At 60.7% G+C, this 26,982-nt stretch carries 22 protein-coding genes and 1 pseudogene; 14 read left to right on the top strand and 9 right to left on the bottom strand.

Going from position 1 to position 26,982, the window contains the following annotated elements:
- The first annotated feature begins 85 nt into the window (after positions 1-85).
- Positions 86-1,363: an O-acetylhomoserine aminocarboxypropyltransferase/cysteine synthase family protein gene (locus ATH90_RS02410; protein ID WP_098465641.1), complete on the top strand. Its 1,278-nt coding sequence runs from the start codon at positions 86-88 to the stop codon at positions 1,361-1,363.
- Here ATH90_RS02410 and ATH90_RS02405 read toward each other — a convergent pair.
- The 4 genes from ATH90_RS02405 to ATH90_RS28930 all read right to left on the bottom strand — a co-directional run bounded on the left by ATH90_RS02405 (position 1,349) and on the right by ATH90_RS28930 (position 6,117).
- Positions 1,349-2,038: a DUF4123 domain-containing protein gene (locus ATH90_RS02405; protein WP_098465640.1), complete on the bottom strand. Its 690-nt coding sequence runs from the start codon at positions 2,036-2,038 to the stop codon at positions 1,349-1,351. The genes ATH90_RS02410 and ATH90_RS02405 overlap by 15 nt on opposite strands.
- A 35-nt stretch (positions 2,039-2,073) precedes the next feature.
- Entirely contained in the window at positions 2,074-4,050 is a 1,977-nt protein-coding gene (locus ATH90_RS02400; protein ID WP_098465639.1) for a type VI secretion system Vgr family protein, read from the bottom strand.
- Positions 4,051-4,253: 203 nt separating this feature from the next.
- Positions 4,254-5,738 (bottom strand): sodium/proline symporter PutP, encoded by a 1,485-nt coding sequence (putP, locus tag ATH90_RS02395; RefSeq protein ID WP_034105830.1) that lies wholly within the window; start codon positions 5,736-5,738, stop codon positions 4,254-4,256.
- A 121-nt stretch (positions 5,739-5,859) separates the two neighbouring features.
- A complete protein-coding gene (locus tag ATH90_RS28930) occupies positions 5,860-6,117 on the bottom strand; it encodes a hypothetical protein (protein WP_141537452.1) in 258 nt (85 codons plus the stop codon).
- An 81-nt stretch (positions 6,118-6,198) separates the two neighbouring features.
- Here ATH90_RS28930 and putA point away from each other — a divergent pair, with 81 nt between their 5' ends.
- The 4 genes from putA to ATH90_RS02375 all read left to right on the top strand — a co-directional run bounded on the left by putA (position 6,199) and on the right by ATH90_RS02375 (position 13,104).
- The gene (putA, locus tag ATH90_RS02390; RefSeq protein ID WP_098465638.1) at positions 6,199-10,152 is read left to right on the top strand and encodes a trifunctional transcriptional regulator/proline dehydrogenase/L-glutamate gamma-semialdehyde dehydrogenase; all 3,954 of its coding nucleotides are present in this window, start codon (positions 6,199-6,201) and stop codon (positions 10,150-10,152) included.
- A 212-nt stretch (positions 10,153-10,364) separates the two neighbouring features.
- On the top strand, positions 10,365-10,580 hold the full coding sequence (locus tag ATH90_RS02385) for a hypothetical protein (protein ID WP_034105835.1): 216 nt from the start codon (positions 10,365-10,367) through the stop codon (positions 10,578-10,580).
- A gap of 174 nt (positions 10,581-10,754) precedes the next feature.
- Entirely contained in the window at positions 10,755-12,557 is a 1,803-nt protein-coding gene (locus ATH90_RS02380; protein ID WP_069021331.1) for an acyl-CoA dehydrogenase, read from the top strand.
- Between the two features lie 169 nt (positions 12,558-12,726).
- Positions 12,727-13,104, top strand: a complete 378-nt coding sequence (locus ATH90_RS02375; RefSeq protein WP_034105840.1) for a hypothetical protein — start codon at positions 12,727-12,729, stop codon at positions 13,102-13,104.
- Between the two features lie 57 nt (positions 13,105-13,161).
- On the opposite strand, the gene ATH90_RS02370 is transcribed toward ATH90_RS02375, so the two are convergent.
- On the bottom strand, positions 13,162-13,458 hold the full coding sequence (locus ATH90_RS02370; RefSeq protein WP_034105842.1) for a cell division protein ZapA: 297 nt from the start codon (positions 13,456-13,458) through the stop codon (positions 13,162-13,164).
- Positions 13,455-13,685 carry a hypothetical protein gene (locus tag ATH90_RS02365; protein WP_003209413.1) on the bottom strand — a complete coding sequence of 77 codons (231 nt, stop codon included), beginning with the start codon at positions 13,683-13,685 and terminating at the stop codon, positions 13,455-13,457. The genes ATH90_RS02370 and ATH90_RS02365 overlap by 4 nt, the downstream gene beginning before the upstream one ends.
- A gap of 277 nt (positions 13,686-13,962) precedes the next feature.
- Here ATH90_RS02365 and ATH90_RS29825 point away from each other — a divergent pair.
- The 5 genes and pseudogenes from ATH90_RS29825 to selO form a co-directional block, all read left to right on the top strand.
- Positions 13,963-14,685: pseudogene (locus ATH90_RS29825) on the top strand (MCP four helix bundle domain-containing protein); the annotation flags it as partial.
- A gap of 30 nt (positions 14,686-14,715) precedes the next feature.
- Positions 14,716-15,588 carry a methyl-accepting chemotaxis protein gene (locus ATH90_RS29820; RefSeq protein ID WP_370694346.1) on the top strand — a complete coding sequence of 291 codons (873 nt, stop codon included), beginning with the start codon at positions 14,716-14,718 and terminating at the stop codon, positions 15,586-15,588.
- Positions 15,589-15,805: 217 nt separating this feature from the next.
- Positions 15,806-17,548: a potassium/proton antiporter gene (locus tag ATH90_RS02355; protein WP_069021336.1), complete on the top strand. Its 1,743-nt coding sequence runs from the start codon at positions 15,806-15,808 to the stop codon at positions 17,546-17,548.
- Between the two features lie 49 nt (positions 17,549-17,597).
- Complete coding sequence (gene mscK, locus ATH90_RS02350) at positions 17,598-20,936, top strand: mechanosensitive channel MscK (RefSeq protein ID WP_098465637.1); 3,339 nt, start codon at positions 17,598-17,600, stop codon at positions 20,934-20,936.
- A gap of 48 nt (positions 20,937-20,984) precedes the next feature.
- Entirely contained in the window at positions 20,985-22,448 is a 1,464-nt protein-coding gene (gene selO / locus ATH90_RS02345; RefSeq protein ID WP_098465636.1) for a protein adenylyltransferase SelO, read from the top strand.
- A gap of 40 nt (positions 22,449-22,488) precedes the next feature.
- Here the strand turns inward: selO and ATH90_RS02340 are convergent, their stop codons facing one another.
- Positions 22,489-22,890 carry a helix-turn-helix domain-containing protein gene (locus ATH90_RS02340; protein WP_069078677.1) on the bottom strand — a complete coding sequence of 134 codons (402 nt, stop codon included), beginning with the start codon at positions 22,888-22,890 and terminating at the stop codon, positions 22,489-22,491.
- Positions 22,891-22,898: 8 nt separating this feature from the next.
- A complete protein-coding gene (locus ATH90_RS02335) occupies positions 22,899-23,186 on the bottom strand; it encodes a type II toxin-antitoxin system HigB family toxin (RefSeq protein WP_028615451.1) in 288 nt (95 codons plus the stop codon).
- A 236-nt stretch (positions 23,187-23,422) separates the two neighbouring features.
- Here ATH90_RS02335 and trxC point away from each other — a divergent pair, with 236 nt between their 5' ends.
- Positions 23,423-23,857: a thioredoxin TrxC gene (gene trxC / locus ATH90_RS02330; protein ID WP_098465635.1), complete on the top strand. Its 435-nt coding sequence runs from the start codon at positions 23,423-23,425 to the stop codon at positions 23,855-23,857.
- 244 nt (positions 23,858-24,101) lie between these two features.
- Here the strand turns inward: trxC and ATH90_RS02325 are convergent, their stop codons facing one another.
- The gene (locus ATH90_RS02325) at positions 24,102-24,872 is read right to left on the bottom strand and encodes a ParA family protein (RefSeq protein ID WP_010213709.1); all 771 of its coding nucleotides are present in this window, start codon (positions 24,870-24,872) and stop codon (positions 24,102-24,104) included.
- A 347-nt stretch (positions 24,873-25,219) separates the two neighbouring features.
- On the opposite strand from ATH90_RS02325, the gene ATH90_RS02320 reads away from it, so the two are divergent.
- The 3 genes from ATH90_RS02320 to ATH90_RS02310 are packed head-to-tail and all read left to right on the top strand — an operon-like array spanning position 25,220 to position 26,974.
- The gene (locus ATH90_RS02320; protein WP_098465634.1) at positions 25,220-25,939 is read left to right on the top strand and encodes a beta-ketoacyl synthase chain length factor; all 720 of its coding nucleotides are present in this window, start codon (positions 25,220-25,222) and stop codon (positions 25,937-25,939) included.
- Positions 25,915-26,727: a lysophospholipid acyltransferase family protein gene (locus tag ATH90_RS02315; protein ID WP_098465633.1), complete on the top strand. Its 813-nt coding sequence runs from the start codon at positions 25,915-25,917 to the stop codon at positions 26,725-26,727. The genes ATH90_RS02320 and ATH90_RS02315 overlap by 25 nt, the downstream gene beginning before the upstream one ends.
- Positions 26,705-26,974 (top strand): phosphopantetheine-binding protein, encoded by a 270-nt coding sequence (locus ATH90_RS02310; protein WP_034105852.1) that lies wholly within the window; start codon positions 26,705-26,707, stop codon positions 26,972-26,974. Before ATH90_RS02315 ends, ATH90_RS02310 begins: the two co-directional genes overlap by 23 nt.
- Positions 26,975-26,982: the final 8 nt, after the last annotated feature.

The following is a 26,982-nucleotide window of genomic DNA, read 5'->3' as shown; positions in this document are numbered from 1 at the left end:
GTTCCGCGGTGATGCTATCGCCGGCACGCCCGCGCCTACACGGTCAAATGGGCGCTCAACACATCCAGGGAGGTCAAAAACCACCATGAAAGACGCCACCATTGCACTGCACCACGGCTTCAAATCGGACCCGACCACCAAGGCCGTGGCCGTGCCGATCTACCAGAACGTCGCCTTCGAATTCGACAACGCCCAGCACGGCGCCGACCTGTTCAACCTGGACGTGCCCGGCAACATCTACACACGCATCATGAACCCCACCAACGACGTGCTGGAGCAGCGCATCGCCGCGCTCGAAGGCGGTATTGCCGCCCTCGCGGTGTCGGCGGGCAGCGCGGCGATCCACTATGCGATCCAGACCCTCACCCGTGCCGGCGACAATATCGTCACCACCCCACAGCTGTATGGCGGCACCTACACGTTGTTCGCGCATTTATTGCCCAGCTTTGGCGTCGACGTGCGCTTCGCCCGCGATGACTCTGCCGAGGCCATTGCCGAACTGATCGATGACAACACCAAGCTGGTTTACTGCGAAAGCATCGGCAACCCCGCGGGCAATATCATCGACATCGAAGCGCTCGCCAACGTCGCGCATGCCCGTGGCGTGCCGCTGGTGGTGGACAACACCGTGGCCACGCCGATCCTGTGCAAGCCGATCCAGTTCGGCGCCGATATCGTCGTGCACTCGGTGACTAAATACATCGGCGGCCACGGCAACGCCTTGGGCGGCGTGATCGTCGACAGCGGCACCTTCCCCTGGACCGATTACCCGGAGAAATTCCCCGGCCTCAACCAGCCCGAGCCGGCCTATCACGGCGTGGTCTACACCGAAAAATTCGGCCCGGCCGCCTTTATCGCCCGCGCCCGTACCGTGCCGCTACGTAACACGGGCGCCGCGCTGGCTCCGATGAACGCGTTCCTGCTGCTGCAAGGCCTGGAAACCCTCGCGTTGCGCATGGAGCGCCACACTGAAAACGCCCTGAAAGTCGCGCAGTTCCTGCAAGGGCACACCGATGTGGAATGGGTCAGCTACGCCGGCCTGCCAGACCATCCACACCACGAACTGGCGCAGAAATATGTGCAAGGCAAACCGTCGGCAATCCTTTCGTTCGGCCTCAAAGGCGGTTATGAAGCCGGTGTGCGCTTCTACGACGCCCTGCAGATCTTCAAGCGCCTGGTGAACATCGGCGATGCCAAGTCCCTGGCCTGCCACCCCGCCTCCACCACGCACCGGCAGATGAACGAGCAGGAACAGGCCAAGGCCGGTGTGAAGCCGGAAATGATTCGCCTGTCGGTGGGCATCGAGGCGATCGAAGACCTGATCGAAGACCTGCAGCAGGCACTGGGATCAACCCAGCTCTGAGGCCAGGGCCTCGGCCAGCGCCTGATAGCTGATATTCGGGCCGCGCACGAAGTAGGCGACCTTGTGCTGCAAGGTCGTCGCTGCGAAGGCGGTGTGAAGGTCGGGGCGTTGTTCTTCGAGCCATTGCAGCAGGTTGTGGATGAGGGTCTGCGGCGACTGCTCGGCCAGGTGCTCCACTAACGCCGCAGGCACTCGCCACCATGGACTCGCCTTGGCGGCAGTGACCGGCCCCGTTACAACCGTCAGCGACTGGCCATTAACCAGGTAATGCTGGAAAACCGGCAATATCTCAGCACCCCACTGCTGGATGACCGGCAGAAACTGCGCCCCATCCCAAAAGCGCAAAAACACCGCCTGGCCATCAGGCAGATGCACCTTGGTCAGGCTTTGCAGGTGTGCAACCACTTCCTCCAATGGGCTGGACGATAGAGCCAGCCACCCCCAATCGGTAGCGTCAGTGGAAGCGGCCCATTCGAGGAAAGCACTGCCCGGCTCAACGACCCCCACGTAGGGCATCACCTCCTCCCATGTCGCATAGGCCGTACCGGCCCAAACGGGACGCGGCGGGGCTCCACCGACGAGCTTACGCCAAGCCTCCAAGGGCCTGGCCTCACTGGCAGCCCCCATGACCGCAAAGATTTTTTCACCAGCAAGCAAGGTGGGTAACATCGGCATCAAGTCCTTTTAAGGTCAAAGCCCCAAGATGGAACTCAGGTGAGGTTGCATTGGCCGTTCCTGCAACGTTCGCACTCTTCGCAAAACGGCGCGTTGCGCTTCAGGCTGGCCACTTGCACTCGGCTGAGGGGAGCTGGAATAACAGCCAGCAACGCTTCCTTGAACCCAGGCATCAATGGCGCCGCCGCGGGTACGGGCGAACCACCTAACTGAATCGGTACGCTGCTGAAAATGCCGCCGGCAGACAGCGTGATCGACTGCCCACCGGCCTGGAGCGTGACCGTCGCCCCCGCATCGATAACAACGCTTTGCCCTGCACCTATGTGGATCGACTGCCCGGCACGCATCTGCTGCGAGCCACTCACGACCAGGTGGTCGTCCTGCTTGAGGTCGGTGAAGCGGTTGCCGTGGGTGATGCGCTGCTCTTGGCCTTGCAGTTCGTGGTGCGACTCGCCGCCCACTGTCACCCTGTGATCGTGCAACACATGTTGGGTCCAGTCCCGCTGGGCACGCAGGTAGATTTCCTCGGCCCCCTTGCGATCCTCGATGCGCAGCTCGTTATAGCCACCGCCGCCTGGGCTACTCTGGCTGCGCAAGATACTGCGGGTCTTGTCCGCCGGCAGATCGAGGGGCACCTGGGTCGCCGCGTTGGGCAAGCAACCCATCACCAGCGGCATATCCATGTCGCCATTGACGAAGCCCACCAGCACTTCCATGCCGACTCGCGGGATCAGCACCGAACCATAGCGATCATGCGCCCAACCGCTGGCAACCCTCAGCCAGCAGCTGGCATGATCGTCATGCTCACCGACGCGGTCCCAGGCCATTTGCACCTTGACCCGGCCATACTCGTCGCAATGGATCTCACTGTTGGCGGGGCCGGTGACCACGGCATGTTGATAACCCGAGATCACCGGGCGCGCCTGCTCATCCAGGGGTGGGCGAAAGATCACATCCCACGGCGCGGCGACAAATTCATTGCGATAACCCTGGTGAAAATCCGCGCCTGCCACCTCGGTCGCCGCTTCTTCCAGCACCTGCGGTTGCTTGCCCTCGTGGGTCACTTGCGTGACCAGCCACAGGTCATTCCATTCACCGCGTGGGTGACCGCTCAGCTTGAGGAACCGGCCACTGGCCAATGCCGGTTCATCACCCTTGCCACGCGCGATGCAGTAGTCGCTGCGATGCCGTTCCAGGCCCCGCTGCGCGAGGTATTTACCATGGGCGCGATCGCTGAAGTGGCCGGGAAAACCCTGCGCTTCAAGCTTCGGCAATTGCTCGCCAACCACTGCACTTTCCAGCGCCAGGCCTGGTTTGCGAAAGTCATAATCGCGCAGGTTCACTGCGGTTGTGCGGGTCTGCACGTGCACCGCAAAGCGCTTGATAGCCGCGGTATCCGCCACCATTCCGGAACCGGGGGCATACGGCGTAGGCCGGTCGGCCTGGGCAAAGACCGTCTGGTCATCACCAAACACCAGCAAATGCCCCTCGGTCGAATGCTGGAAGTGATAGTGAATGCCCAACTGCGCGCAAAGTCGCTGGATGAACGCCAGATTTGTCTCGCCAAACTGCACGCAATACTCGCGTTCGGGGTAGGCCCCGCTGAGCCGGAATTCGAAGCGGTCACTCTGGATGCCCTGCCCCTCCAGTACTTGCGCAACAATCTGCGGCACGGTCTTGTGCTGGAAAACCCGCTGGTGGCTGCTGTGCGCCAGGTAGGCAAGCTGAGGCACAAGCGTCATCTGGTAACGCGTCAGGCGCCGGCCAGAATCGCCCTGTGCCACCCGGTAGACCAGGCCATGAACACCCTGGCCGTGATCATCGAAGCCGAGATACGCCGGGTGATGCAGCAAGCCCGCGAGGTCAAGGTCGGCTTGCTCGCTGACCAGCTCGAGCTCAAAACGATAGGGCTGGCTGATGGATTCAACTCCACGGAACTCGAAGACCTTGAGTTCACTGGGTTCTCCATCGAGGGACAGGGTGAAGAGACTTTGATTGGCAGGAGCGAACATCCGGTGTTTCTCTGCGAGGGGTGGAGCGCCGATTTTGCATCACTGCTCCAGGCTGCCGAGCACGCGCCAGACAAATCAGTAAAACCCTACACAGGCGCGTCGGAATCCTCCTCGGAGCGGCGTAAAACGCACGCAAAAAAAAGCCCGCTATCCGTAGGACGCGGGCCTTCTTTCAACTCATCAGGCGCTTAACGCCCAACGAATTACTTGTTGAGATTGTAGTCTTTTTCCGCTGCATCAAAACGCTCGACCATACCTGCCGTCGGTGCGCCCATCTTGCTCACGAAGTAGATCGCCAGGCTGGCGAAAATGAAGCCTGGGATGATTTCGTACAGGCCCAGCAATTCAAAGTGTTTCCACACGATCACTGTGATCGCGCCAACCAGGATACCGGCCAGTGCGCCGTTGCGGGTCATGCCTTTCCAGATCACCGAGATCAGCACCACAGGGCCGAACGCGGCGCCGAAACCCGCCCAGGCGTAGCTCACCAGGCCCAGCACGCGGTTTTCCGGGTTGGCGGCCATGGCGATAGCGATCAGCGCCACCACCAGCACCATCAGGCGACCGACCCACACCAGCTCAATCTGGGAGGCGTTTTTACGCAGGAAGGTTTTATAGAAGTCTTCGGTCAGGGCGCTGGAGCACACCAGCAACTGGCAGCTCAGGGTACTCATCACCGCGGCCAGAATGGCCGAGAGCAGCACGCCGGCAATCCATGGGTTGAACAGCAACTTGGCCAGTTCGATGAACACGCGCTCGTGGTTCTCGTTGACCGGACCCGCGACTTCCGGGTGCGCCGAGAAGTAGGCGATACCGAAGAAGCCCACCGCCACGGTGCCGCCCAGGCACAGGATCATCCAGGTCATGGAGATGCGACGCGCGTTGGCGATCGACTTCACCGAATCCGCCGCCATGAAGCGCGCGAGGATGTGCGGCTGGCCAAAGTAACCCAGGCCCCAGCCCATCAGCGAAATGATGCCAATGAAGGTGGTGTTCTTCAGCATGTTGAAGTTGTCAGGGTTCTTGGCTTCGATCGCCAGGAAGGTAGTGTCGACACCACCGGTGGCCAACAACACGATGATCGGCGTGAGGATCAGCGCAAAGATCATCAGCGTGGCTTGTACCGTGTCAGTCCAGCTCACTGCCAGGAAACCACCGACGAAGGTGTAGGCGATTGTCGCTGCTGCGCCGGCCCACAGGGCAGTCTCGTAGGACATGCCAAAGGTACTTTCGAACAGGCGGGCCCCGGCCACGATGCCGGATGCGCAATAGATGGTGAAGAACACCAGGATTACGACTGCGGAGATGATCCGCAGCAGGCCGCTTTTATCTTCGAAACGGCTGGAGAAGTAATCCGGCAGGGTCAGGGCATCACCGTTGTGCTCGGTCTGTACCCGCAGGCGACCGGCGACGAACAGCCAGTTGAGGTAGGCACCGACGATCAGGCCAATGGCGATCCAGCTTTCCGACAAGCCAGACATGTAGATTGCGCCCGGCAGGCCCATCAACAACCAGCCGCTCATATCGGAAGCGCCGGCCGACAAGGCAGTCACCACGCTACCGAGGCTGCGACCGCCCAGGATGTAATCGGAAAGGTTGTTGGTGGAGCGATAGGCCATGAAGCCGATCAGCACCATTGCTGCGATGTAGATCACGAACGTGATCAGGGTTGGATTACTTACGCTCATAAGAGTGACGCCCTGGCTTTGTTTTTATGTAGCGGCGGTCTGTCAGCCAGCCACCTATTGGAAGTAGGTAGACGTAGCTGCGTGCCGCGCATTTATGACTGACGTTTCCCCAGGAAAGCCGTCAGCCGATGAACCGAGCCGATAAGCCGGTTGCACCTTGGGCGCGAATGCTATTCAACAAAGCAAATAAGGTGCAACCAGTTTCTTGGGAATAAGTTGCACCTAAGTGTGTTTTGCGCAAAACACCGTGTTTTTGCTCCTTTTCGGAGCAAGAACGGCCGATCTCAGAAGCAAATGCACCAAGGCGAAGCGGATTCCGTCGATGGTCAGTTTTTTTCCCGATCATGATCGAAAAAATCATGAAGAAAATGGGTTGCACCCGGTTGCACCTCTGCTAGCGCAAAGCTAATCTTGCCGCCAGCTAATGCCACTCGGTAGTGGCACCCATGAGGATAACAAAATGGCTACGACCACCCTTGGGGTCAAACTTGACGACCCGACCCGCGAGCGCCTCAAGGCTGCCGCGACCTCCATTGATCGCACGCCGCACTGGCTGATCAAGCAGGCGATTTTCAATTACCTGGAGAAACTGGAGGGTGGTGCAACCCTGACCGAGCTCAATGGTTTGAGCAGCAAGGACGCTGACGACGCAGGCGAAGTCCAGGCCGATCACGCTCACCAGTGCTTCCTGGAGTTCGCCGAGAGCATCCTGCCGCAATCCGTGCTGCGCGCCTCGATCACTGCCGCTTACCGTCGCCCGGAGCCGGAAGTGGTGCCCATGCTGATCGAGCAGGCCCGCCTGCCGGCGCCGATGGCCGAAGCCACTAACAAGCTGGCGGCCTCGATTGCCGAAAAACTGCGCAATCAGAAAAGCGCTGGCGGCCGTGCCGGGATTGTTCAGGGCCTGCTGCAAGAATTTTCGCTGTCTTCCCAGGAAGGCGTTGCCCTGATGTGCCTGGCCGAAGCGCTGCTGCGTATCCCGGACAAAGGCACCCGCGACGCGCTGATTCGCGACAAGATCAGCACCGGCAACTGGCAGCCGCACCTGGGCAATAGCCCGTCGCTGTTCGTCAACGCCGCGACCTGGGGCCTGCTGCTGACCGGTAAACTGGTCGCCACCCACAATGAAGCCGGCCTGACCTCGTCCCTGAGCCGCATCATCGGCAAGAGCGGCGAGCCGATGATCCGCAAGGGCGTCGACATGGCCATGCGCCTGATGGGCGAGCAGTTCGTCACCGGCGAAACCATCGCCGAAGCCTTGGCCAACGCGAGCAAGTTCGAAGCCAAAGGCTTCCGCTATTCCTACGACATGCTCGGTGAAGCCGCACTGACTGAGCACGATGCGCAGAAGTACTTGGCCTCGTACGAACAAGCCATTCACTCGATCGGCAAAGCCTCCCACGGCCGTGGGATTTATGAAGGCCCGGGCATTTCCATCAAACTGTCGGCGCTGCACCCGCGCTACAGCCGCGCGCAGTACGAGCGCGTGATGGACGAGTTGTACCCGCGCCTGCTGTCCCTGACCCTGCTGGCCAAGCAATACGACATCGGCCTGAACATCGACGCCGAAGAAGCCGATCGCCTCGAGCTGTCCCTGGACCTGCTTGAGCGCCTGTGCTTCGAGCCGCAACTGACCGGTTGGAACGGCATCGGTTTCGTGATCCAGGCCTACCAGAAGCGTTGCCCGTATGTGATCGACTACGTGATCGACCTGGCGCGTCGCAGCCGCCATCGCCTGATGATCCGCCTGGTAAAAGGCGCGTACTGGGACAGCGAAATCAAGCGCGCCCAGGTCGAAGGCCTGGAAGGCTACCCGGTGTACACACGCAAGGTTTACACCGACGTTTCCTACATTGCCTGCGCACGCAAACTGCTGTCGGTGCCGGAAGTCATTTACCCGCAGTTCGCCACGCACAATGCCCACACCTTGTCGGCCATCTACCATATTGCTGGTCAGAACTATTACCCCGGCCAGTACGAGTTCCAATGCCTTCACGGCATGGGCGAGCCGCTCTACGAGCAAGTTGTCGGCAAGGTTGCCGATGGCAAGCTGAACCGTCCGTGCCGGGTGTACGCACCGGTCGGCACCCACGAAACCCTGTTGGCTTACCTGGTTCGTCGCCTGCTGGAAAACGGCGCGAACACCTCGTTCGTCAACCGCATCGCCGACCAGTCCATCTCGATCCAGGAGCTGGTGGCCGATCCAGTGGCCAGCATCGAGCAAATGGCCACGCTGGAAGGCGGCTTCGGCCTGCCACACCCGCGCATTCCATTGCCGCGCGACCTGTATGGCAGCGACCGCGCCAACTCGGCCGGTATCGACCTGGCCAACGAACATCGCCTGGCCTCGCTGTCCTGCGCCCTGCTGGCCACTGCTCACAACAACTGGAAAGCGGCGCCGATGCTCGGTTGCGCCACCAGCGAGCAACCCGCAACGCCGGTGCTGAACCCGTCCGACCTGCGTGATGTGGTCGGCCACGTGCAGGAAGCCACCGTCGAGGACGTCGACAACGCCATCCAGTGCGCCATCAGCGCCGGTCCGATCTGGCAGGCCACTCCGCCCGCCGAGCGCGCCGCGATCCTGGAACGTGCTGCCGACCTGATGGAAGGCGAGATCCAACCGCTGATGGGCCTGCTGGCCCGCGAAGCCGGCAAGACCTTCGCCAACGCCATCGCCGAAGTGCGCGAAGCCGTGGACTTCCTGCGCTATTACGCGGTGCAGGCACGCAACGACTTCACCAATGACGCACACCGCCCACTGGGCCCGGTCGTCTGCATCAGCCCGTGGAACTTCCCGCTGGCGATTTTCAGCGGTCAAGTGGCTGCTGCACTGGCCGCCGGTAACCCGGTATTGGCCAAGCCGGCGGAACAAACCCCGCTGGTCGCCGCCCAAGCCGTGCGCATCCTGCTCGAAGCCGGCATTCCGGAAGGCGTGCTGCAACTGCTGCCGGGCCAGGGCGAAACAGTCGGTGCCCGCCTGGTAGGTGATGATCGCGTCAAAGGCGTGATGTTCACCGGCTCCACCGAAGTCGCGCGCTTGCTGCAACGCAACGTCGCCGGCCGCCTGGACGCCCAGGGCCGCCCGATCCCGCTGATCGCCGAAACCGGCGGCCAGAACGCCATGATCGTCGACTCCTCGGCACTCACCGAACAAGTGGTCATCGACGTGGTGTCCTCGGCCTTCGACAGCGCCGGCCAACGTTGCTCGGCCCTGCGCGTACTGTGCCTGCAGGAAGATTCGGCAGACCGCGTGATCGAAATGCTCAAGGGCGCCATGGCAGAATGCCGCCTGGGTAACCCGGAGCGCCTGTCCGTCGACATCGGCCCGGTGATCGACGCTGAAGCCAAGGCCGGTATCGAGAAACACATCCAGGCCATGCGCGACAAAGGCCGCACTGTGTATCAGGTGGCGATTGCCGACGGTGAAGAGATCAAGCGCGGCACCTTCGTGATGCCGACGTTGATCGAACTGGAAAGCTTCGACGAACTGCAGCGTGAAATCTTCGGCCCGGTTCTGCACGTGGTGCGCTACAAGCGCAAGGAGATCGACCAGCTCATCGGCCAGATCAACGCCTCCGGCTATGGCCTTACCCTGGGCGTGCACACCCGCATCGACGAGACCATCGCCAAGGTGATCGACAACGTCAATGCCGGTAACGTCTACGTGAACCGCAACATCGTCGGTGCCGTGGTCGGCGTGCAACCGTTCGGCGGCGAAGGCCTGTCGGGTACTGGCCCGAAAGCCGGTGGCCCGCTGTACCTGTACCGCCTGCTGTCGACCCGTCCTACTGATGCGATCGAGCAATCCTTCGTCCGCGGCGACAAGTTGGCGGCACCGGACGTACGCCTGCGTGACGCCATGAGCCAACCGCTGACCGCCCTGAAAACCTGGGCCGACAGCAATCAGTTCAGCGAATTGAGCGCCGTGTGCAGCCAATTCGCCGCTCAATCCCAGAGCGGTATCACTCGCCAACTGGCCGGCCCCACCGGCGAGCGCAACAGCTACGCCATCCTGCCTCGCGAGCACGTACTGTGCCTGGCGGACGTGGAAGGCGATCTGCTGACTCAGTTGGCGGCGGTATTGGCCGTCGGCGGTTCGGCGGTCTGGCCGGAAACTGACCTGACCAAGGCCTTGTTCCCACGCCTGCCGAAGGACATTCAGGCGAAGATCAAGCGGGTTGCCGACTGGACCAAAGACGAGGTGGTGTTCGACGCAGTCCTGCACCACGGTGATTCCGACCAACTGCGTGCGGTGTGCCAGCAAGTGGCCCAGCGTGGTGGCGCGATTGTCGGGGTACATGGTTTGTCCCAAGGCGAGACCACAATTGCCTTGGAGCGCCTGGTGATCGAGCGTGCGCTGAGCGTTAACACCGCTGCTGCCGGCGGTAACGCCAGTTTGATGACTATCGGCTAACTGCCTGTGGGAGAGGGCTTGCCCCCGATAGCGGTGTGTCAGCTAGAGATAAGTTGACCGATCCACTGCTATCGGGGCATGCCCGCCCCCACATCCGGTCCCCATCCTGTTATTTCTGACAGTAGGCATACACCTTGAGGTGACTTAGGCTTTTCATTCCTGAATGGACGTTCGCTGTTTTCGGGCTATATACCCCTTAATGGAGAAAAGACATGGTCAACAAGACGGAAAAACTCACTTCAATCGTTAACGATGTGGAGATTGTCGAGACTTTCAACACCCGGGAGTTCTTGCTCAATGCGCAGATCGGCGACAAATTAACGAGCCACCAGACCGGCAGCCCTGTCACTCGCGTGATCGTCAGCAAGCGTTGGAATCGCAGTACTAACGATCCAAATGAGTTTGCGATTGAGATTCTGACCGATTGAATCAAGCGGACCACGCGCTCCGACTGATCGGTGCTGGCAGAAAGTCGCTTCGGGGAGCTGGCACTTATCATCGACAGCTCCTTTTTCTAGCCCTCCATCACCCTCATCAATCATCCTGTTCACCGCACCCATCCCGCGCCTAGACTCGGCTCACTTCAAAAAAGGTAAGCCGCCATGTCCGAGACGCTGCTCAGTTCCCGCAATCTGGCTTTCGAGCTGTACGAAGTCCTCGATGCCGAGGGCCTGACCCAGCGTGAGCGGTTTGCCGAGCACAATCGCGAAACGTTTGATGCGGCCATCAGCACGGCCCGCCACATCGCGCAAAAGCATTTCGCGCCCCATAACCGCAAGAACGACGAAAACGAACCGCGCTACGAAAACGGCGCAGCCATTCTGATTCCGGAAGTGAAGCCGGCCGTGGATGCTTTCCTCGAAGCCGGCTTCCTCAACGCCGCCCGCAGCTTCGAGGCCGGAGGCATGCAGCTGCCGACCCTGCTGTCCCAGGCCTGCTTCGCTCACTTCCAATCCGCCAACGCGGCCTCGACGTCCTACCCGTTCCTGACCATGGGCGCCGCCAACCTGATCGAAAGCTTCGGCACCGAGGAGCAGAAACAGCGCTTCCTGCAACCGATGATCGAAGGCCGCTTCTTCGGCACCATGGCCCTGACTGAGCCCCATGCCGGCTCATCGTTGTCGGATATTCGTACGCGCGCCGAGCCAGCTGCTGACGGCACTTATCGGCTCAAGGGCAATAAGATTTTCATTTCTGGCGGCGACCACTCGCTGTCGGAAAACATCGTGCATATGGTCCTCGCCAAGCTGCCGGATGCACCGGCCGGAGTGAAGGGCATTTCACTGTTTATCGTGCCCAAGTTCCTGGTCAACGATGACGGTAGCCTGGGCGAGCGCAACGACGTGCTGCTGGCTGGGCTTTTCCACAAGATGGGTTGGCGCGGCACCACGTCCACGGCGCTTAATTTCGGCGATAACGGCAACTGCGTCGGCTACCTGGTGGGAAAACCTCACCAAGGGTTGAGCTGCATGTTTCAGATGATGAACGAGGCACGCATCGGTGTCGGAATGGGCGCGGTAATGCTCGGTTACGCCGGCTACCTCTATTCACTGGAATACGCGCGCGAACGTCCGCAAGGACGTTTACCGGACAGCAAGGACCCCAGCACCGCACCGGTATCGATCATTCAGCATGCCGATATCAAGCGCATGCTACTGACCCAGAAGGCTTATGTTGAAGGGGCTTTCGACCTGGGTTTGTATGCCGCAAGACTGTTTGACGACACCAGCACGCTGGAGACCGAGGATGAGCGCAAGCACGCCCATGAGCTGCTGGACCTGCTCACGCCCATCGTCAAATCCTGGCCCTCAGAGTTCTGCCTCAAAGCCAACGAATTGGCGATCCAGATTCTCGGCGGCCACGGCTATACCCGTGAATACCCGGTGGAGCAGTACTACCGCGACAACCGCCTGAACCCGATCCACGAAGGCACCCACGGTATCCAATCCCTGGACTTGCTGGGACGCAAGCTCGCGCAGAACGGCGGCGCAGGCTTGAAACAGCTGATTCGGTTGATCGCCGAGACGGGCGCACGCGCCCAGCAATACCCGTCGCTGACGGCGCTGCGCGAACCGTTGGAACAGCTGGTGAACCGTTTGCAAAGCGTCACCCTCGGCCTGCTGACAGATCTCGCCCAGGGCAAGGTCAACAGCAGCCTGGCGAACTCGGCTCTGTACCTGAAGGTGTTCGGCCATACCGTGATTGGCTGGCGCTGGCTGGAGCAGGCGATTCGCGCCGAAGAGGGCTTGGCCAGGGGCAATGCGGCGGATGTGGCGTTCTATAAAGGCAAGCTCCAGGCCGCGCGCTACTTCCTGACCTGGGAAGTACCAGGCTGCCATCATGAACTGGCGCTTCTGGAGGCACGCGATGATACGTGCCTGGGCATGCAGGATGCGTGGTTCTAAGCACCTCCAGCGATAAAGTACCCAGTGACCGGGCGTCGGCACCTGTCAACTATGACAGGTGCCAAATCACTTTCTAACACTTAAGTTCAGTGAACCCGAGCGAGCAATTCCGTATTACGGGAAAGCGGCAGGTAGTCGCCTGCTCAAAAACGCACTAGGAGCACTGAAAATGAGCCAAGAAAGCCGGTCTAGCGGGAAATACATCGGAGAATACGTTGAAGATATCTACATAAAACGCGGTGACCTCTGGGAACAAGGCGGTGTGAAGCACGAGGTCACGAGCAAGAAATACATCATCACATCAGAAGACTATGACTACGACATTGAGGTGGTCATCGCGCTGCCTACCAACAGGCCAGCCGGCAAAAAAAACCATCTCGCGCTACCAATCCCACCTGAACTGACAGCCGACACCCACGAATACCTCCTGACAATCGCCCCGGGAGACGACTACGTCGACCGGCAGGGCAAGGCGTGGAAGGTCACAGGGAAATATTACCGCCCCATGTCCGGGGGGCAGCTGAAAGTCGGAATCTTCATTCAGTGACACTCACACGTATTCTGGCTGGCCTAGCAATACGGGAGTATTGCTTCCAGCCAGCTTTCAATCCCCCTGCCCAATCGCCTTGGAAATCACCTCGACCGTGGCGCTGACTTGCTCTTGGTAACGGTCGAGTTCCTGCTGGTGAGCCTGCTGCATTTCGATCTGCTCGGCGCACAGGTTCAGCGCCGCCAGCACCAGTAATTTGTCACCGATCAGGGTCGGGTACTTTTTCTTGGTGGTGGCAAGGGACGCCTTGAGCAGGGTTACCGCGTGCATCAGGGTTTTTTCTTCCCCGGCCGGTGCCTTGATCGAGTAATCCTCTCCGAGAATCGAAACGACCTTTATCCCTTCACTCATGCGCTGACAGGCCCTGCGCTTACACGCTCAACCAGTGCCTGGATACGGGCGGCAGTGGCGCCTTGCTTCTCTTCCTGTTCCATCAGGTTCAGTTGCAGGCTGTCGTTCTCATCCTTGGCACGCGCCAGTTCGGCCTTGAGGGACTCGTTGGTGCCCAGTAGATCCTGATTCTGCTGTACCAGGTCGCTGACCAGTTGTTCCAGTTGGCTGAGGGATGCTTCTAACATTTTGATTTCTCTGACTTTTTCAAAGGGCGGTGACGATAAAGAAAATTCACCTCGGATGCCAGGGTTATCCCCGGCGCGCAGCCCGTTTTTTAAGGGCCGGGCCGCACTTTCGAGCCTTAGTGACTGCATTTACCCGATCTGGTTCCTGAATCGGCCAAGCCCCTCGTCAGATGCGACAAAAACGCACAGGCCCCTTTAGACTTTAGTCGTACGACCGATAGAGAGGGACAGACCGTCTCATGGCCGCACGGATCGCGCTCTCCCCCAGGATTCCCGCATGTCGCTTCGTAATATGAATATCGCTCCGAGGGCCTTCCTCGGCTTTGCGTTGATTGGCGCGTTGATGTTGTTTCTCGGTGTGTTCGCCCTCAATCAGATGAGCAAAATACGCGCCGCCACGGAAGACATCACGCTGTCCAGCGTGCCGAGCATTCGCGCCCTCGATGAGTTCACCCAACTGACCCTGCGCCTGCGGGTATTGTCGTACCGCCTGCTGACCAACCGCGAGCCGGAGGTCCAGCAAAAAACCCTGGAAGCCTTCGAGCTGCGTAACCAGCAGATCCGTACCGCCCAGGCTGTTTACGAAAAACTCATCGAGGGGGCTGAAGAGCGTTCGGCCTACGACGAGTACGTGCGCCTGCTCGGTCAGTACCATCAGATTGAAGAGCGCATGAAGAGCCTCTCGCAGGCCAATCAGGTCGACGATCTGCGCAAAATGCTCAACACCGAATTGCTCAGCAACTCCGAGCAGGTCAATGCCGTGCTTACGCGCCTGCTGGAGCTCAACAACAAAATGGCCCTGGCCACCAATCAGGACGCCGAAGACCAATACAACATGGCCTTCAATATGGTGGTGAGCCTGTTGGTAATCGCCACGCTGCTGACCGTGTTGTTCGCCTGGCTGCTGACCCGCAGCATCACCCTGCCCATTTCCCAGGCATTGGAAGCAGCGGAAGAAGTGGCCGAAGGCAACCTGACCCGCCCGATCAAGGTCGACGGCAACGACGAAGCCGGACGCCTGCTGGCGGCGATGGCCAAGATGCAGGACAAGCTGCGCGACACCCTGCAACGCATCGCCGGCTCGGCCACCCAGCTCGCTTCGGCCGCCGAAGAGCTAAACGCCGTCACTGACGAAAGCGCTCGCGGCCTGACCCAGCAAAACAACGAAATCGAACAAGCCGCCACAGCGGTGAACGAGATGACCAGCGCCGTGGAAGAAGTCGCGCGCAATGCGGTCAGCACGTCAGAAGCCTCGCGCAACGCCACCACCTCCGCCGGTGACGGGCGGGATTTGGTGCAGGAAACCGTCAGCGCCATTGAACGCATGAGCGGCGACGTACAAGCCACCGCCACCCTCATCGGTGACCTGGCCAATGAGTCCCGCGATATCGGCAAGGTGCTGGACGTGATTCGTGGCCTGGCCGACCAGACCAACCTGCTGGCCCTGAACGCCGCCATCGAAGCGGCGCGCGCAGGTGAAGCCGGCCGTGGCTTTGCGGTGGTGGCCGACGAAGTGCGCGCACTGGCCCATCGTACCCAGCAGTCGACCAGCGAAATCGAGCGGATGATCGGCAGCATCCAGGCCGGCACCGAGCACGCGGTGGATTCGATGCGTAACAGCACCGAACGGGCGGAGTCGACGCTGAACATCGCCAAAGGCGCCGGAATGTCGCTGGACACCATCAACACCGCGATCGTCGAAATCAACGAGCGCAACCTGGTGATTGCCAGCGCGGCGGAAGAGCAGGCCCAGGTGGCACGGGAAGTTGACCGCAACCTGGTGAATATCCGTGACCTGTCGGTGCAATCGGCGACCGGTGCCAGTCAGACCAGCGCGGCGAGCAGCGAACTGTCGCGCCTGGCGGTGGATTTGAATGGCATGGTCGGGCGCTTCCGGCTATAGGCGATTCCTCTGGGCACTGGCTTGCCTGCGATGGCGCACCCTCGGTGAGCCTGACCCACCGCGGTGCCTGCATTGCAGGCGAGCCAGCGCCCACATTGGATGAGTGCACGCCTTAAAAGCTTTTTGACAGCACCGCAATTCAACAGGTTAGAATCGCTGGCACGCAGACTGCATGGTCAGTTTGCGCCCCGTCTTGTTTGCTCATGGAGTACTGCCTTTGAATGCGACGACCATCAACAGCCTGTTCTTGATCGGCGCGTTGCTGGTGAGTGCGAGCATTCTGGTGAGTTCCCTTTCGTCCCGACTGGGCATCCCGATCCTGGTGATCATCCTGGCCGTGGGCATGGTCGCCGGCGTCGATGGCGGCGGCATTATCTTCGACAACTACCCAACCGCCTACCTGGTGGGCAACCTCGCCCTGGCCGTGATCCTGCTCGACGGCGGGTTGCGCACCCGAGTGGCAAGTTTTCGCGTAGCACTCTGGCCGGCGTTGTCGCTGGCCACGGTGGGGGTGTTGATTACCACCGGCCTCACCGGCATGGCGGCGGCCTGGCTGTTTGACCTCAACATCATCCAAGGCTTATTGATCGGCGCAATTGTCGGCTCAACCGACGCCGCGGCAGTGTTCTCGCTGCTCGGCGGCAAGGGCCTGAACGAACGGGTCACCGCCAGCCTGGAAATCGAATCCGGCAGTAACGATCCCATGGCGGTGTTCCTCACTGTCACGTTGATCGACATGCTTGCCAGCGGCCAGACCGGCCTGCACTGGAGCCTGCTGACCCACCTGGTGCGCGAGTTCGGCATCGGCGGCATGGTCGGCCTGGGTGGCGGCTGGCTGATGCTGCAGATGGTCAACCGCATCAACCTGGCCACCGGCCTGTACCCGATCCTGGTGATCGCCGGCGGCCTGTTCGTGTTCGCCCTGACCAACGCCCTGCACGGCAGCGGCTTCCTCGCCGTGTACCTGTGTGGCCTGGTGATCGGCAACCGCCCGGTGCGCAGCCGTCATGGCATTTTGCATATGCTCGACGGCATGGCTTGGCTGGCGCAGATCGGCATGTTCCTGGTGCTGGGCCTGCTGGTCACGCCCCATGACTTGCTGCCCATCGCGCTGCCAGCCCTGGGCCTGGCGCTGTGGATGATCCTGTTTGCACGGCCATTGTCGGTAATGGTCGGCCTGCTGCCCTTCAAGGCATTCCACGGCCGCGAAAAAGCCTTTATCGCCTGGGTCGGCCTGCGGGGCGCGGTGCCGATCATTCTGGCGGTGTTCCCGCTGATGGCCGGGCTGCCCCATGCGCAGCTGTATTTCAACCTGGCGTTCTTTATCGTGCTGGTGTCGCTGCTGGTGCAGGGCACGAGCCTGCCGTGGGTGGCCAAGCTGCTGAAGGTCACCGTACCCCCGGACCCGGCGCCGATTTCCCGGGCAGCCCTGGAAGTCCATGTCACCAGCGAGTGGGAGCTGTTCGTCTACCGCCTGGGAGCGGAAAAGTGGTGCATCGGCGCCGCCCTGCGCGAGTTGAAAATGCCCGAAGGCACGCGGATTGCGGCACTGTTCCGTGGCCAGCAACTGCTCCATCCGTCGGGTAGTACCGTGCTGGAAGTCGGCGACCTGCTCTGCGTGATCGGCCACGAACACAACCTCCCAGCCCTGGGCAAACTGTTCAGCCAGGCGCCGCAACGTGGCCTCGACCTGCGTTTCTTCGGCGACTTCGTACTGGAAGGCGATGCCCAGCTGGGCGCGGTCTCCGCCCTGTACGGCCTGAAACTGGAGGGCATCGACCCGGACATGCCGCTGAGCAGTTTCATCACCCAGAAAGTCGGCGGCGCCCCCATCGTCGGCGACCAGGTGGAGTGGAACAACACCATCTGGACCGTCGCGGTCATGGACGGGAACAAGATCGGCAAAGTGGGCGTCAGATTCCCCGAAGGAAGTCGCCCGGGCCCCGGACTCTTCCTCTAAACTGCGGGGCGACGTTGCCCCGATTTTTCACTTTGCTCGACCGGTCTCTATGCCAACCCTGCGCACTTTTCTCGCCACTGCCCTGCTGGGCCTGACCCTTTGTGTCGGCACCGTTCACGCGGCCGACCCGCCCAGCGCCGATGCCATCCAGCAAACCCTGGACAAGCTGCCCGATCGCAAGCTGCCTGACGCCGACATGAAGGCGCTGCAGACGATCCTGCAACAGACCCTGACGTACCTGGGCAACAAGCAGGAGTACGAGCAGCGCCTGGTCGACCTCAAGCGCCAGCTGGAGGACGCCCCGCGCCAGACCGGCGACAACCAGCGCGAGCTGACGCGGCTCAAGGCGACCAAAGTCATCCCGGTCGCCCAGCGCTACGCCACCCTGCCGGTGCCGCAGCTCGAGCAATTGCTGGTGCAACGCACCACCCAGCAAGGCGACCTGCAAAAAGAACTGGCCGACGCCAACAGCCTCTCCATCGCCGCCCAGACCCGCCCCGAGCGCGCCCAGACCGAAATCAGCAGCAGCCAGACGCGCATCCTGCAGATCAATTCGATCCTCAAGGCCGGCAAGGACAACGGTAAAACCCTCAGCGGCGACCAGCGTAACCAGCTCAATGCCGAACTCGCGGCGCTGAACGCACTGATCCCCTTGCGTCGCCAGGAACTGGCCGGCAACAGTCAACTGCAAGACCTGGGCAACAGCCAGCACGACCTGGTGATGGAGAAAACTGCACGCCTGGAACAAGAGATCCAGGACCTGCAGACCCTGATCAATCAGAAGCGCCTGGCCCAGTCCCAACAGACGGTGACCCAACAGTCCATCGAAGCGCAAAAGGCCGGCGGCAGCAGCTTGCTGGCCACCGAGAGCGCAGCGAACCTGAAGCTGTCCGACTACCTGCTCAAAAGCACCGACCGCCTCAACGACCTGACCCAGAAAAACCTGCAGACCAAGCAGCAGCTCGACACCGTGACCCAGAGCGATTCAGCCCTGGACGAGCAGATCAACGTGCTCAAAGGCAGCCTGCTGCTGTCCAAGATTCTCTACAAACAGAAGCAGGCCCTGCCGCGCCTGACTGTGGACCGCGACCTGGCGGACGATATCGCCAACATTCGCCTGTACCAGTTCGAGGTCAACCAGCAGCGCGAACTGATCAGCTCGCCGAGCACCTATGTGGATAACTTGCTGGCAAACCAGTCGCCGGAAGATGTCACCCCGCAATTGCGCCGCACCCTGCTGGAACTGGCGATTACCCGCAGCGATCTGCTGGAACGCTTGAGCCGCGAGCTGAGCGCGCTGCTCAACGAATCCATCACCCTGCAACTGAACCAGAAACAACTGCTCAGCACTGCCACGACCCTGCGGGCGACGCTGGATGAGCAGATGTTCTGGATCCCCAGCAACAAACCGCTGGATACCGAATGGCTGGAGACGGTGCCGGCGCACCTGAGCAAGCAAGTCGCCACCCTGCCCTGGGCCTCCAGCGTCAGCGAACTGTATGACGGCCTGACCCAGCGCCCGCTGCTGTTCCTGCCCCTGCTGCTGTTGATCGGTGCGCTGCTGTGGCGACGCAAAAGCCTGTACCAGCGCCTGAATAAGGTCCACCTGGACATCGGCCACTTCAAGCGCGACAGCCAGTGGCACACGCCCCAGGCCATCCTGATCAATATCCTGCTGGCAATGCCGGTGTCCCTGGGCCTGGCGCTGTGCGGCTACGCGCTGCAAATCGACGCCCGTGGGCAAAACGCCAACCTGGGCGCTGCGCTGCTGCAGATCGCCCAGGCGTGGCTGGTGTTCTACACCGCCTACCGCATCCTGGCGCCGGGCGGCGTGGCCGAACTGCACTTTCGCTGGGAGAAACCCCAGGTCGAATTCCTGCAGGGCTGGGTACGCAAGCTCGGGCTGGTGGTGCTGGCCCTGGTGGCCGTGGTGGCGATTGCCGAGCACCAACCGGCGGCACTCGCCGACGACGTGCTGGGCATCGGCGTGGTACTGACCTGCTACGCACTGATGGCCTGGCTGCTGGGTCGCCTGCTGCTGCACAGCCCAACCCATGAAAAGGCCTCGCTGTTCCGCAAAGCCGTGGGCCTGATGTTCACCGCGCTGCCCATCGCGTTGTTTATCGCCGTGTGCTTCGGCTACTACTACACCGCGCTCAAGCTCAGCGACCGACTGATCAACACCCTGTACCTGTTGATGTTCTGGCTGGTGATCGAAGCCACCTTCGTCCGCGGCCTGGGCGTTGCCGCCCGCCGCCTGGCCTATGCGCGTGCCCTGGCCAAACGCCAGGCCGCCAAGGAAGCCGGCGACGGCGAAGCGGTGATCGAAGAGCCGACCCTGGACATCGAGCAAGTCAACGAACAGTCCATGCGCCTGATTCGCCTGGCCCTGCTCGGCGGCTTTATCGCGGCGCTGTACTGGGTGTGGTCGGACCTGATCTCGGTATTTTCCTACCTCGACAACGTCACCTTGTACGAATACACCAGCGGCACCGGCGCCAATATCAGCATGGTGCCCATCAGCATCGGCGACTTGCTCGGTGCGCTGATCATCATCGGCATTACCTTCGCGCTGGCGCGCAACCTGCCGGGCCTACTGGAGGTGCTGGTGCTGTCCAAGCTGGACCTGGCACAAGGCAGTGCCTATGCCACCACCACGTTGCTGTCCTACATCATCGCTGGCGTGGGCTTCGTGTCGACCCTGTCCACGCTGGGCGTGAGCTGGGACAAATTGCAATGGCTGGTGGCCGCGCTGTCGGTGGGCCTGGGCTTCGGCATGCAGGAGATTTTCGCCAACTTCATCTCCGGGATCATGATCCTGTTCGAACGCCCGGTGCGCATCGGCGACACCATCACCATCGGCAACCTGTCGGGCACGGTGAGCAAGATCCGCATCCGCGCCACCACGATCACCGATTTTGATCGCAAGGACATCATTGTCCCGAACAAGACCTTCATCACCGGGCAACTGATCAACTGGTCGCTGACCGACACCATTACCCGGGTCACGCTGAAACTCGGCGTGGACTACGGCTCCGACCTGGACCGCGTGAAGGAATTGCTGCTCAAGGCCGCCCGCGACAACCCGCGCGTACTCAAGGAGCCGGAGCCGCATGTGTACTTCCTCAACTTCGGCGAAAGCACCCTCGACCACGAATTGCGCATGCACGTGCGCGACCTGGGCGACCGCAACCCGGTAATCGACGAGGTGAACCGCTTTATCAATCGCGAGTTCAAGAAAGAGCACATCAACATCTCGTTCCGCCAGATGGAGGTCTACCTCAAGAACCTTCATGGCCAGGAATACAAATTGGTGGAGGTCGATACTCCGGCCAAGCCCGCCAACGACGGTGGCGTGCAGGAACCACCGCCGAGCAAACTCGACTAACGACGCTATCCCCAGCAGAATGCTCGGACATTCTGCTGGAGATGGCCGGTGAAAGCCCTCGACGAACTGACCTTCGACAACCGCTTCGCACGCCTGGGCGACGCATTCTCAACCCACGTATTGCCTGAGCCCCTCGACGCACCGCGCCTCGTGGTGGCGAGCGAGGCCGCCATGGCCCTGCTCGACCTCGACCCCGCCGTTGCCGAAACGCCGGTGTTCGCCGAACTGTTCGGCGGTCACAAGCTGTGGGCCGAAGCGGAACCGCGGGCAATGGTCTATTCCGGGCATCAGTTCGGCGGCTACACCCCGCAACTGGGCGATGGCCGTGGGTTGTTGCTGGGTGAGGTGTACAACGAGGCCGGCGAGCACTGGGACCTGCACCTCAAGGGCGCCGGGATGACACCTTATTCACGCATGGGCGACGGGCGCGCCGTGTTGCGTTCGTCGATCCGTGAGTTTCTGGCCTCCGAAGCGTTGCACGCGCTGGGCATCCCCAGCAGTCGCGCGCTGTGCGTCATTGGTTCCGACACGCCCGTTTGGCGCGAGAAGCAGGAGCGCGGGGCGATGGTGCTGCGCATGGCGCCGAGCCATATCCGCTTCGGTCATTTCGAATACTTCTACTACACCAAGAAACCCGAGCAACAGGCTAAACTGGCCGAACACGTGCTCAACCTTCACTACCCCGAGTGCCGCGAACAGCCTGAACCCTACCTGGCCATGTTTCGCGAAATCGTCGAGCGCAATGCAGAACTGATCGCCAAGTGGCAGGCCTATGGCTTTTGCCACGGCGTGATGAACACGGACAATATGTCGATCCTCGGCATCACCTTCGACTTCGGACCGTTCGCGTTCCTGGATGACTTTGACGCGCACTTCATCTGCAACCATTCCGACCATGAAGGGCGTTACTCCTTCAGCAATCAGGTGCCGATCGGCCAGTGGAACCTCAGCGCCCTGGCGCAGGCGTTGACGCCGTTCATCAGCGTCGACGCCTTGAAGGAAGCGCTCGGCCTCTACCTGCCGCTGTACCAGGCCAACTACCTGGACCTGATGCGCCGCCGTTTGGGGCTGACCACCGCCGAGGACGATGACCAGGCACTGGTGGAGCGCCTACTGAAGCTGATGCAGAACAGCGGCGTGGATTACACCCTGTTCTTCCGTCGCCTGGGGGATGAGCCGGCTGCGCTGGCCGTGACGCGGCTGCGGGATGACTTCGTCGACCTGGCCGGGTTCGATGCCTGGGCCGAGCAGTACAAGGCGCGTGTTGCACGGGATGGTGACTACAGCGAGGAACAGCGTCGTGCGCGGATGCACGCGGTGAACCCGCTGTATATCCTGCGCAACTACCTGGCACAGAACGCTATCGCTGCCGCCGAATCCGGCGATTACAGCGAGGTGCGGCAGTTGCACGAGGTGCTTTCCAAGCCGTTTGAGGAACAAGCGGGGATGGAGCGATACGCACAGCGGCCGCCGGATTGGGGGAAGCATTTGGAAATTAGTTGTTCGTCTTAAGGGCCCGTATCCAGAAGATCGCCCACCGTCTTGGTCATGATCAGATGAACATGTCCACTGGCACCTTGAAGAACTCTGCCAGCCAACGAATCTGCCGAACGTTCAGCTGGCGTTTTCCACTCAGGATTTCTGAGACAACCGATTGAGCGCCTACGCCAGGCAGATCACTTTGCGTCAAACCATGCTCCTGCATCATTGACCGCAGTACATCAACTCCGCTCGCCTCAGGTATTGGCCAATGCTCTAAGTCGTAGGCCTCAACCCAGTCACCGATGATATCGACCAGCCCCATCAGCGGATGGGTTTCATCTTCCCCCACGATATCCAGCAATTCGTCGAGCGCCTCTACCAACAGATCGTAATCAGCCTCGGTTTTCGGCTTACGCAACAAGGGGGACACGAACTGCCAATGCTCGGCGACTTGCTCGATCAATACACTCATTTTTCCCATTACTCCTTCCATTTACCCTTGTCGTATTCACGATGGTCCAAAATATGCCGGATATAGAGGCGCTGCATTCGATAGCGCACGATGGCAACAAGGCGGAGCTTGTTACCTCCAATATTGAACACATGCAGTGCCCCAACTTTATCCACAGCAGGGAAAACTGCTCTCAACGTCGCAAAATCTTCAGGGCTGATGACTTTGACCTTACGATGCCACTCATCCAGAGCACTCGCTGAGTGAGGCCATTTTTCCTTGGCATTTCGTATTTGCTTCGCACTGATCACTCGCATGCAACATCCCTATCGCATCTTGCTATGAAGGTTAAACTCGAACGCTGACTATCGCAATTTGCTATAGAGCCGATCGGACCGGTGGTGCCTTGTCGAACACGCTTTCACAGCCTAGATAGGCACGCGCAATCGACGCGCAAAAATCTGTGAGCATATGCAACGTCGCTTAGAACTTGATAACACCTGCGCCCGACTCCACATTGAGCTCCACTGACTGCTGTCGTTGGAGCCTCACCATGTCCGAACCTCTTGTAATCCCCTGCCCCCACTGCAACGGCCTCAACCGCATCCCCGGTGAACGCCTGGGTGATGCGCCGAAGTGTGGGCGTTGCAAACAACCCGTCTTACTGAACAGGCCTTTTGAGTTGAAACAAGGCGACTACGCCAGCCAGATCAAAGGCGACCTGCCGTTGCTGGTGGATGTATGGGCCGACTGGTGTGGACCGTGTAAATCATTTGCGCCGGTGTTTGAGCAGGCCGCTGGACAGTTGGAGGGCAAGTGCCGATTGGCCAAACTGGACAGCGAGGCCAACCAGCAGCTGTCGGCACAGCTGGGGATTCGTTCGATTCCCAGTTTGATTCTGTTCAAGAACGGCCGTGAAGTGGCGCGCCAAAGCGGGGCGTTTCCCTTGCCGCAGTTAATGAGCTGGTTGCGTAGCCAGGGCGTGTAAATACGGCCAGCCCACTCAATGGGTGGATGGCCGTGGAGATACAACCGGCGCTGCGTACGTGCTGTATGGCCGCAAGGCCAGACCCGTCCTACAGACTCTGTGGGACACATCCATCTGCCGAAACGCAATCAAAAATGTGGGAGCGGGCTTGCCCGCGAAGGCGGTGTATCAGTAACAGATGTTCTGACTGACATACCGCCTTCGCGAGCAAGCCCGCTCCCACAGGTTTTTTTTGCGTTTCAGGTCACGCGTTTTCCAGCAGGTTATGCAGCTCCACAAACTGCTGCGTCAGTTTATGCCGTGGGTCCAGGTGGATCAGGGGCTTGTTCTCCTGGTGCGACTCGCGCATACGCACCGAGCTGGCCAGGTACACCGGCAACACTGGCAGGCCCTCGGCAATCAACTCTTCCAGCATCTGCTGTGGCAGACTCGCCCGCGCCTGGAACTGGTTGACCACGATGCCTTCCACTTCAAGGCCTTCGTTGTGGTCTTCCTTCAGTTCCTCGATCTCGGCCAGCAGGCCATAGAGGGCCTGGCGCGAGAAACTGTCGCAATCGAAAGGAATTAGTACGCGATCTGCAGCAATCAGCGCCGAAACCGCGTAGAAATTCAAGGCCGGCGGCGTATCCAGGTAAATCCGATCGTAATCTTCACTCAATTCATCCAGCAGCTTTCGCAGCTTGTTGATCTTGTGCTTGGCCTCGAGCTTGGGCTGCAAGTCCGCCAATTCGGCGGTGGCCGTGATCACGTGCAGGTTGTCGAAGGGCGTCTCGTAGATATCCACCCGGTTTTTCTTCGAGAACGGTCCGGAAGACAGGGTCTGCTTGAAAAATTCGGCAATGCCCATCGGTATATCGTCACCGGTCAGCCCGGTGAGGTACTGGGTCGAGTTGGCTTGTGCATCGAGGTCCACCAACAGGGTTCGATAGCCTTCGCTGGCACTGACTGCCGCCAGGTTGCAGGCGATGCTGGACTTGCCCACGCCGCCTTTCTGATTGAACACCACGCGCCGCATGGAAAAACCTCCGTGTATCAATGAATGTCCGAGTGTAGAGGGCAAAAGCGCCTGTTAGCTACCTCGTTCATCCATGCACTCCTGCATCAAAGGCCATCGGCGACCTGTCTGTCATACGCAAGCGACAGATTAAAAAGAACGGTCCGACAATGCATCACGTCCGTGGTAAAGGACAATCTGTAAATTCTTCCAACTATTTTGTAATTGGCGATGCACAATTCTTTACCAATGTTTGCTAGAACCCCACGGCACCGGGATAATGCGCGCCATTCGGCTATTGCTCCCTGTCCCGGTATTCGGGGCCAAAAACCGCACATGGAAGCCCGCAGGGGCGGGATACCTTCTCAGTGATCACTTTCAACATCGCCCAATGGCGCGCCTGGGCCCCAGGGCTCGAGAGCGTGGACGACTGGCGCGCCTGGTGCCAGGCCCCGGTGTTGCTGCCCGCAAGTGATGCCGCCCCGGATGTGTCATTCCTGCCAGCCATGCAGCGTCGCCGCCTGAGCCGCCTGGCGCGCATGGCCTTCAGCGTCGGCTGGCCATTGGCCGAGGGCCTGCAGGACCTGCCGCTGGTGTTCATTTCCCGGCATGGCGAGACCCCGCGCACCCTCGACATCCTCAGCGACCTGGCCAACGACCAGCCGCTGTCGCCCACCCAGTTCAGCCTGTCGGTGCACAACGCGGTGATTGGCCTGTGGTCGATCCTGCGCAATGAAACCAGCGAAATGACCGCCCTCGCTGCCGTCGGCGATGGCCTGGAACACGGCATGCTCGAAGCCGCCGCGCTGCTCAACGAAGGCGCACCGGCGGTGTTGCTGGTGATCACTGAAGAGCAGCCGCCCGAGGCTTATGCCAGCTGGATCGTCGACGTGCCCTTTCCCTATGCCCTCGGCCTGTTGCTGACACCGGGCGACGAGTGGCAGCTGGAACTGGACCGCGGCACTGTCCAACCCACTCAAACCCAGTGGCCCCACGCCCTGAACCTGCTGCGCACCCTGCTCACCGAGAAGGTCGCCTGCCAACATGCCTGGAAGAACCGAGTATGGAACTGGCAACGCAAGCCGTGAACGACAAACCACGGGACGCCTATTACTGGCGCCTGTTCGCCACCGCTGCCAGCTTTGCGCTGTTCGGGTTCGGCGGGCTGTGCCTGCGCCTGCTGGTGTTTCCGTTGCTCAGCTGCCTGCCAGGCGACGCAGCCAACCACCGACGCCGCGCTCGCCACACGATCAGTTGGCTGTTCTGGTTCTTTATTCGCCTGATGCAGCGCGCCGGCGTGCTGACCTTCAGCGTCGAAGGTGCAGAAAAGCTCGGGCGGCCGGGACAGATGATTATCGCCAACCACCCGTCGCTGATCGACGTGGTGTTCCTGATTGGCCTGGTGCGCCAGGCCAACTGCGTGGTCAAGCAGAGCCTGTGGCAAAACCCCTTCACGCGAGGCCCCGTGCGCGACGCCGGTTACATCAGCAACGACGGCAGCGCCGAAATGCTCGATGCCGCCGCCGATGCCCTGCGCGGTGGCCAGACACTGATCATCTTTCCGGAAGGCACCCGCACCCCACCCGGCGCAGCGCCTGCCTTTCATCGCGGCGGTGCCGCGATTGCACTGCGCGGTGCGACAATCATCACCCCCGTGGTGATCAAGGTCAGCCCCACGACCCTCACCAAGGTCGAACCCTGGTATCGCATCCCTAAACGCCGCGTGCACTTCAGTTTGCGCGTGGGTGCCGATATAGAACCACAGGCGTTCGCAACACTGGGCCCCGCGCCCCAGGCCTCACGCAAGCTCAACGATTACCTGCATCACTATTTCATTAAGGAGCTCGCCGAAGATGAGCGACCAACACCGCCTTGAGCACGACATTAAGACGCTGATCATCGAGGCCCTGGGCCTGGAAGACATCGGCGTAGACGACATCGGCAGCGAGCAAACCCTGTTCGGCGAAGGCCTCGGCCTGGATTCGGTAGACGCCCTGGAACTGGGCCTGGCGATCCAGAAAAAGTACGGCATCAAGATCGATGCCGACGCCAAGGATACCCGCAATCACTTCACCAACGTGGCCAGCCTTGCGGCGTTCGTCACGGCTAGACAGGCAGCTTGAGACCGGAC

It is taken from the genome of Pseudomonas lurida, assembly GCF_002563895.1.
In the GTDB taxonomy this organism is placed as follows: domain Bacteria; phylum Pseudomonadota; class Gammaproteobacteria; order Pseudomonadales; family Pseudomonadaceae; genus Aquipseudomonas; species Aquipseudomonas lurida.
Note: the sequence above shows the minus strand (reverse complement) of the source record. Positions and strands in the feature narration are given on the sequence as shown.

Bases quoted from the DNA above. Each gene is read 5' to 3' on its own strand.
- ATH90_RS02410 (WP_098465641.1), top strand. From the start codon at position 86: ATGAAAGACGCCACCATTGCACTGCACCACGGCTTCAAATCGGACCCG.
- ATH90_RS02405 (WP_098465640.1), bottom strand. From the start codon at position 2,038: ATGCCGATGTTACCCACCTTGCTTGCTGGTGAAAAAATCTTTGCGGTC.
- ATH90_RS02400 (WP_098465639.1), bottom strand. From the start codon at position 4,050: ATGTTCGCTCCTGCCAATCAAAGTCTCTTCACCCTGTCCCTCGATGGA.
- putP (WP_034105830.1), bottom strand. From the start codon at position 5,738: ATGAGCGTAAGTAATCCAACCCTGATCACGTTCGTGATCTACATCGCA.
- putA (WP_098465638.1), top strand. From the start codon at position 6,199: ATGGCTACGACCACCCTTGGGGTCAAACTTGACGACCCGACCCGCGAG.
- ATH90_RS02385 (WP_034105835.1), top strand. From the start codon at position 10,365: ATGGTCAACAAGACGGAAAAACTCACTTCAATCGTTAACGATGTGGAG.
- ATH90_RS02380 (WP_069021331.1), top strand. From the start codon at position 10,755: ATGTCCGAGACGCTGCTCAGTTCCCGCAATCTGGCTTTCGAGCTGTAC.
- ATH90_RS02375 (WP_034105840.1), top strand. From the start codon at position 12,727: ATGAGCCAAGAAAGCCGGTCTAGCGGGAAATACATCGGAGAATACGTT.
- ATH90_RS02370 (WP_034105842.1), bottom strand. From the start codon at position 13,458: ATGAGTGAAGGGATAAAGGTCGTTTCGATTCTCGGAGAGGATTACTCG.
- ATH90_RS02365 (WP_003209413.1), bottom strand. From the start codon at position 13,685: ATGTTAGAAGCATCCCTCAGCCAACTGGAACAACTGGTCAGCGACCTG.
- ATH90_RS29820 (WP_370694346.1), top strand. From the start codon at position 14,716: ATGGCCAAGATGCAGGACAAGCTGCGCGACACCCTGCAACGCATCGCC.
- mscK (WP_098465637.1), top strand. From the start codon at position 17,598: ATGCCAACCCTGCGCACTTTTCTCGCCACTGCCCTGCTGGGCCTGACC.
- ATH90_RS02340 (WP_069078677.1), bottom strand. From the start codon at position 22,890: ATGAGTGTATTGATCGAGCAAGTCGCCGAGCATTGGCAGTTCGTGTCC.
- ATH90_RS02335 (WP_028615451.1), bottom strand. From the start codon at position 23,186: ATGCGAGTGATCAGTGCGAAGCAAATACGAAATGCCAAGGAAAAATGG.
- trxC (WP_098465635.1), top strand. From the start codon at position 23,423: ATGTCCGAACCTCTTGTAATCCCCTGCCCCCACTGCAACGGCCTCAAC.
- ATH90_RS02325 (WP_010213709.1), bottom strand. From the start codon at position 24,872: ATGCGGCGCGTGGTGTTCAATCAGAAAGGCGGCGTGGGCAAGTCCAGC.
- ATH90_RS02315 (WP_098465633.1), top strand. From the start codon at position 25,915: ATGGAACTGGCAACGCAAGCCGTGAACGACAAACCACGGGACGCCTAT.
- ATH90_RS02310 (WP_034105852.1), top strand. From the start codon at position 26,705: ATGAGCGACCAACACCGCCTTGAGCACGACATTAAGACGCTGATCATC.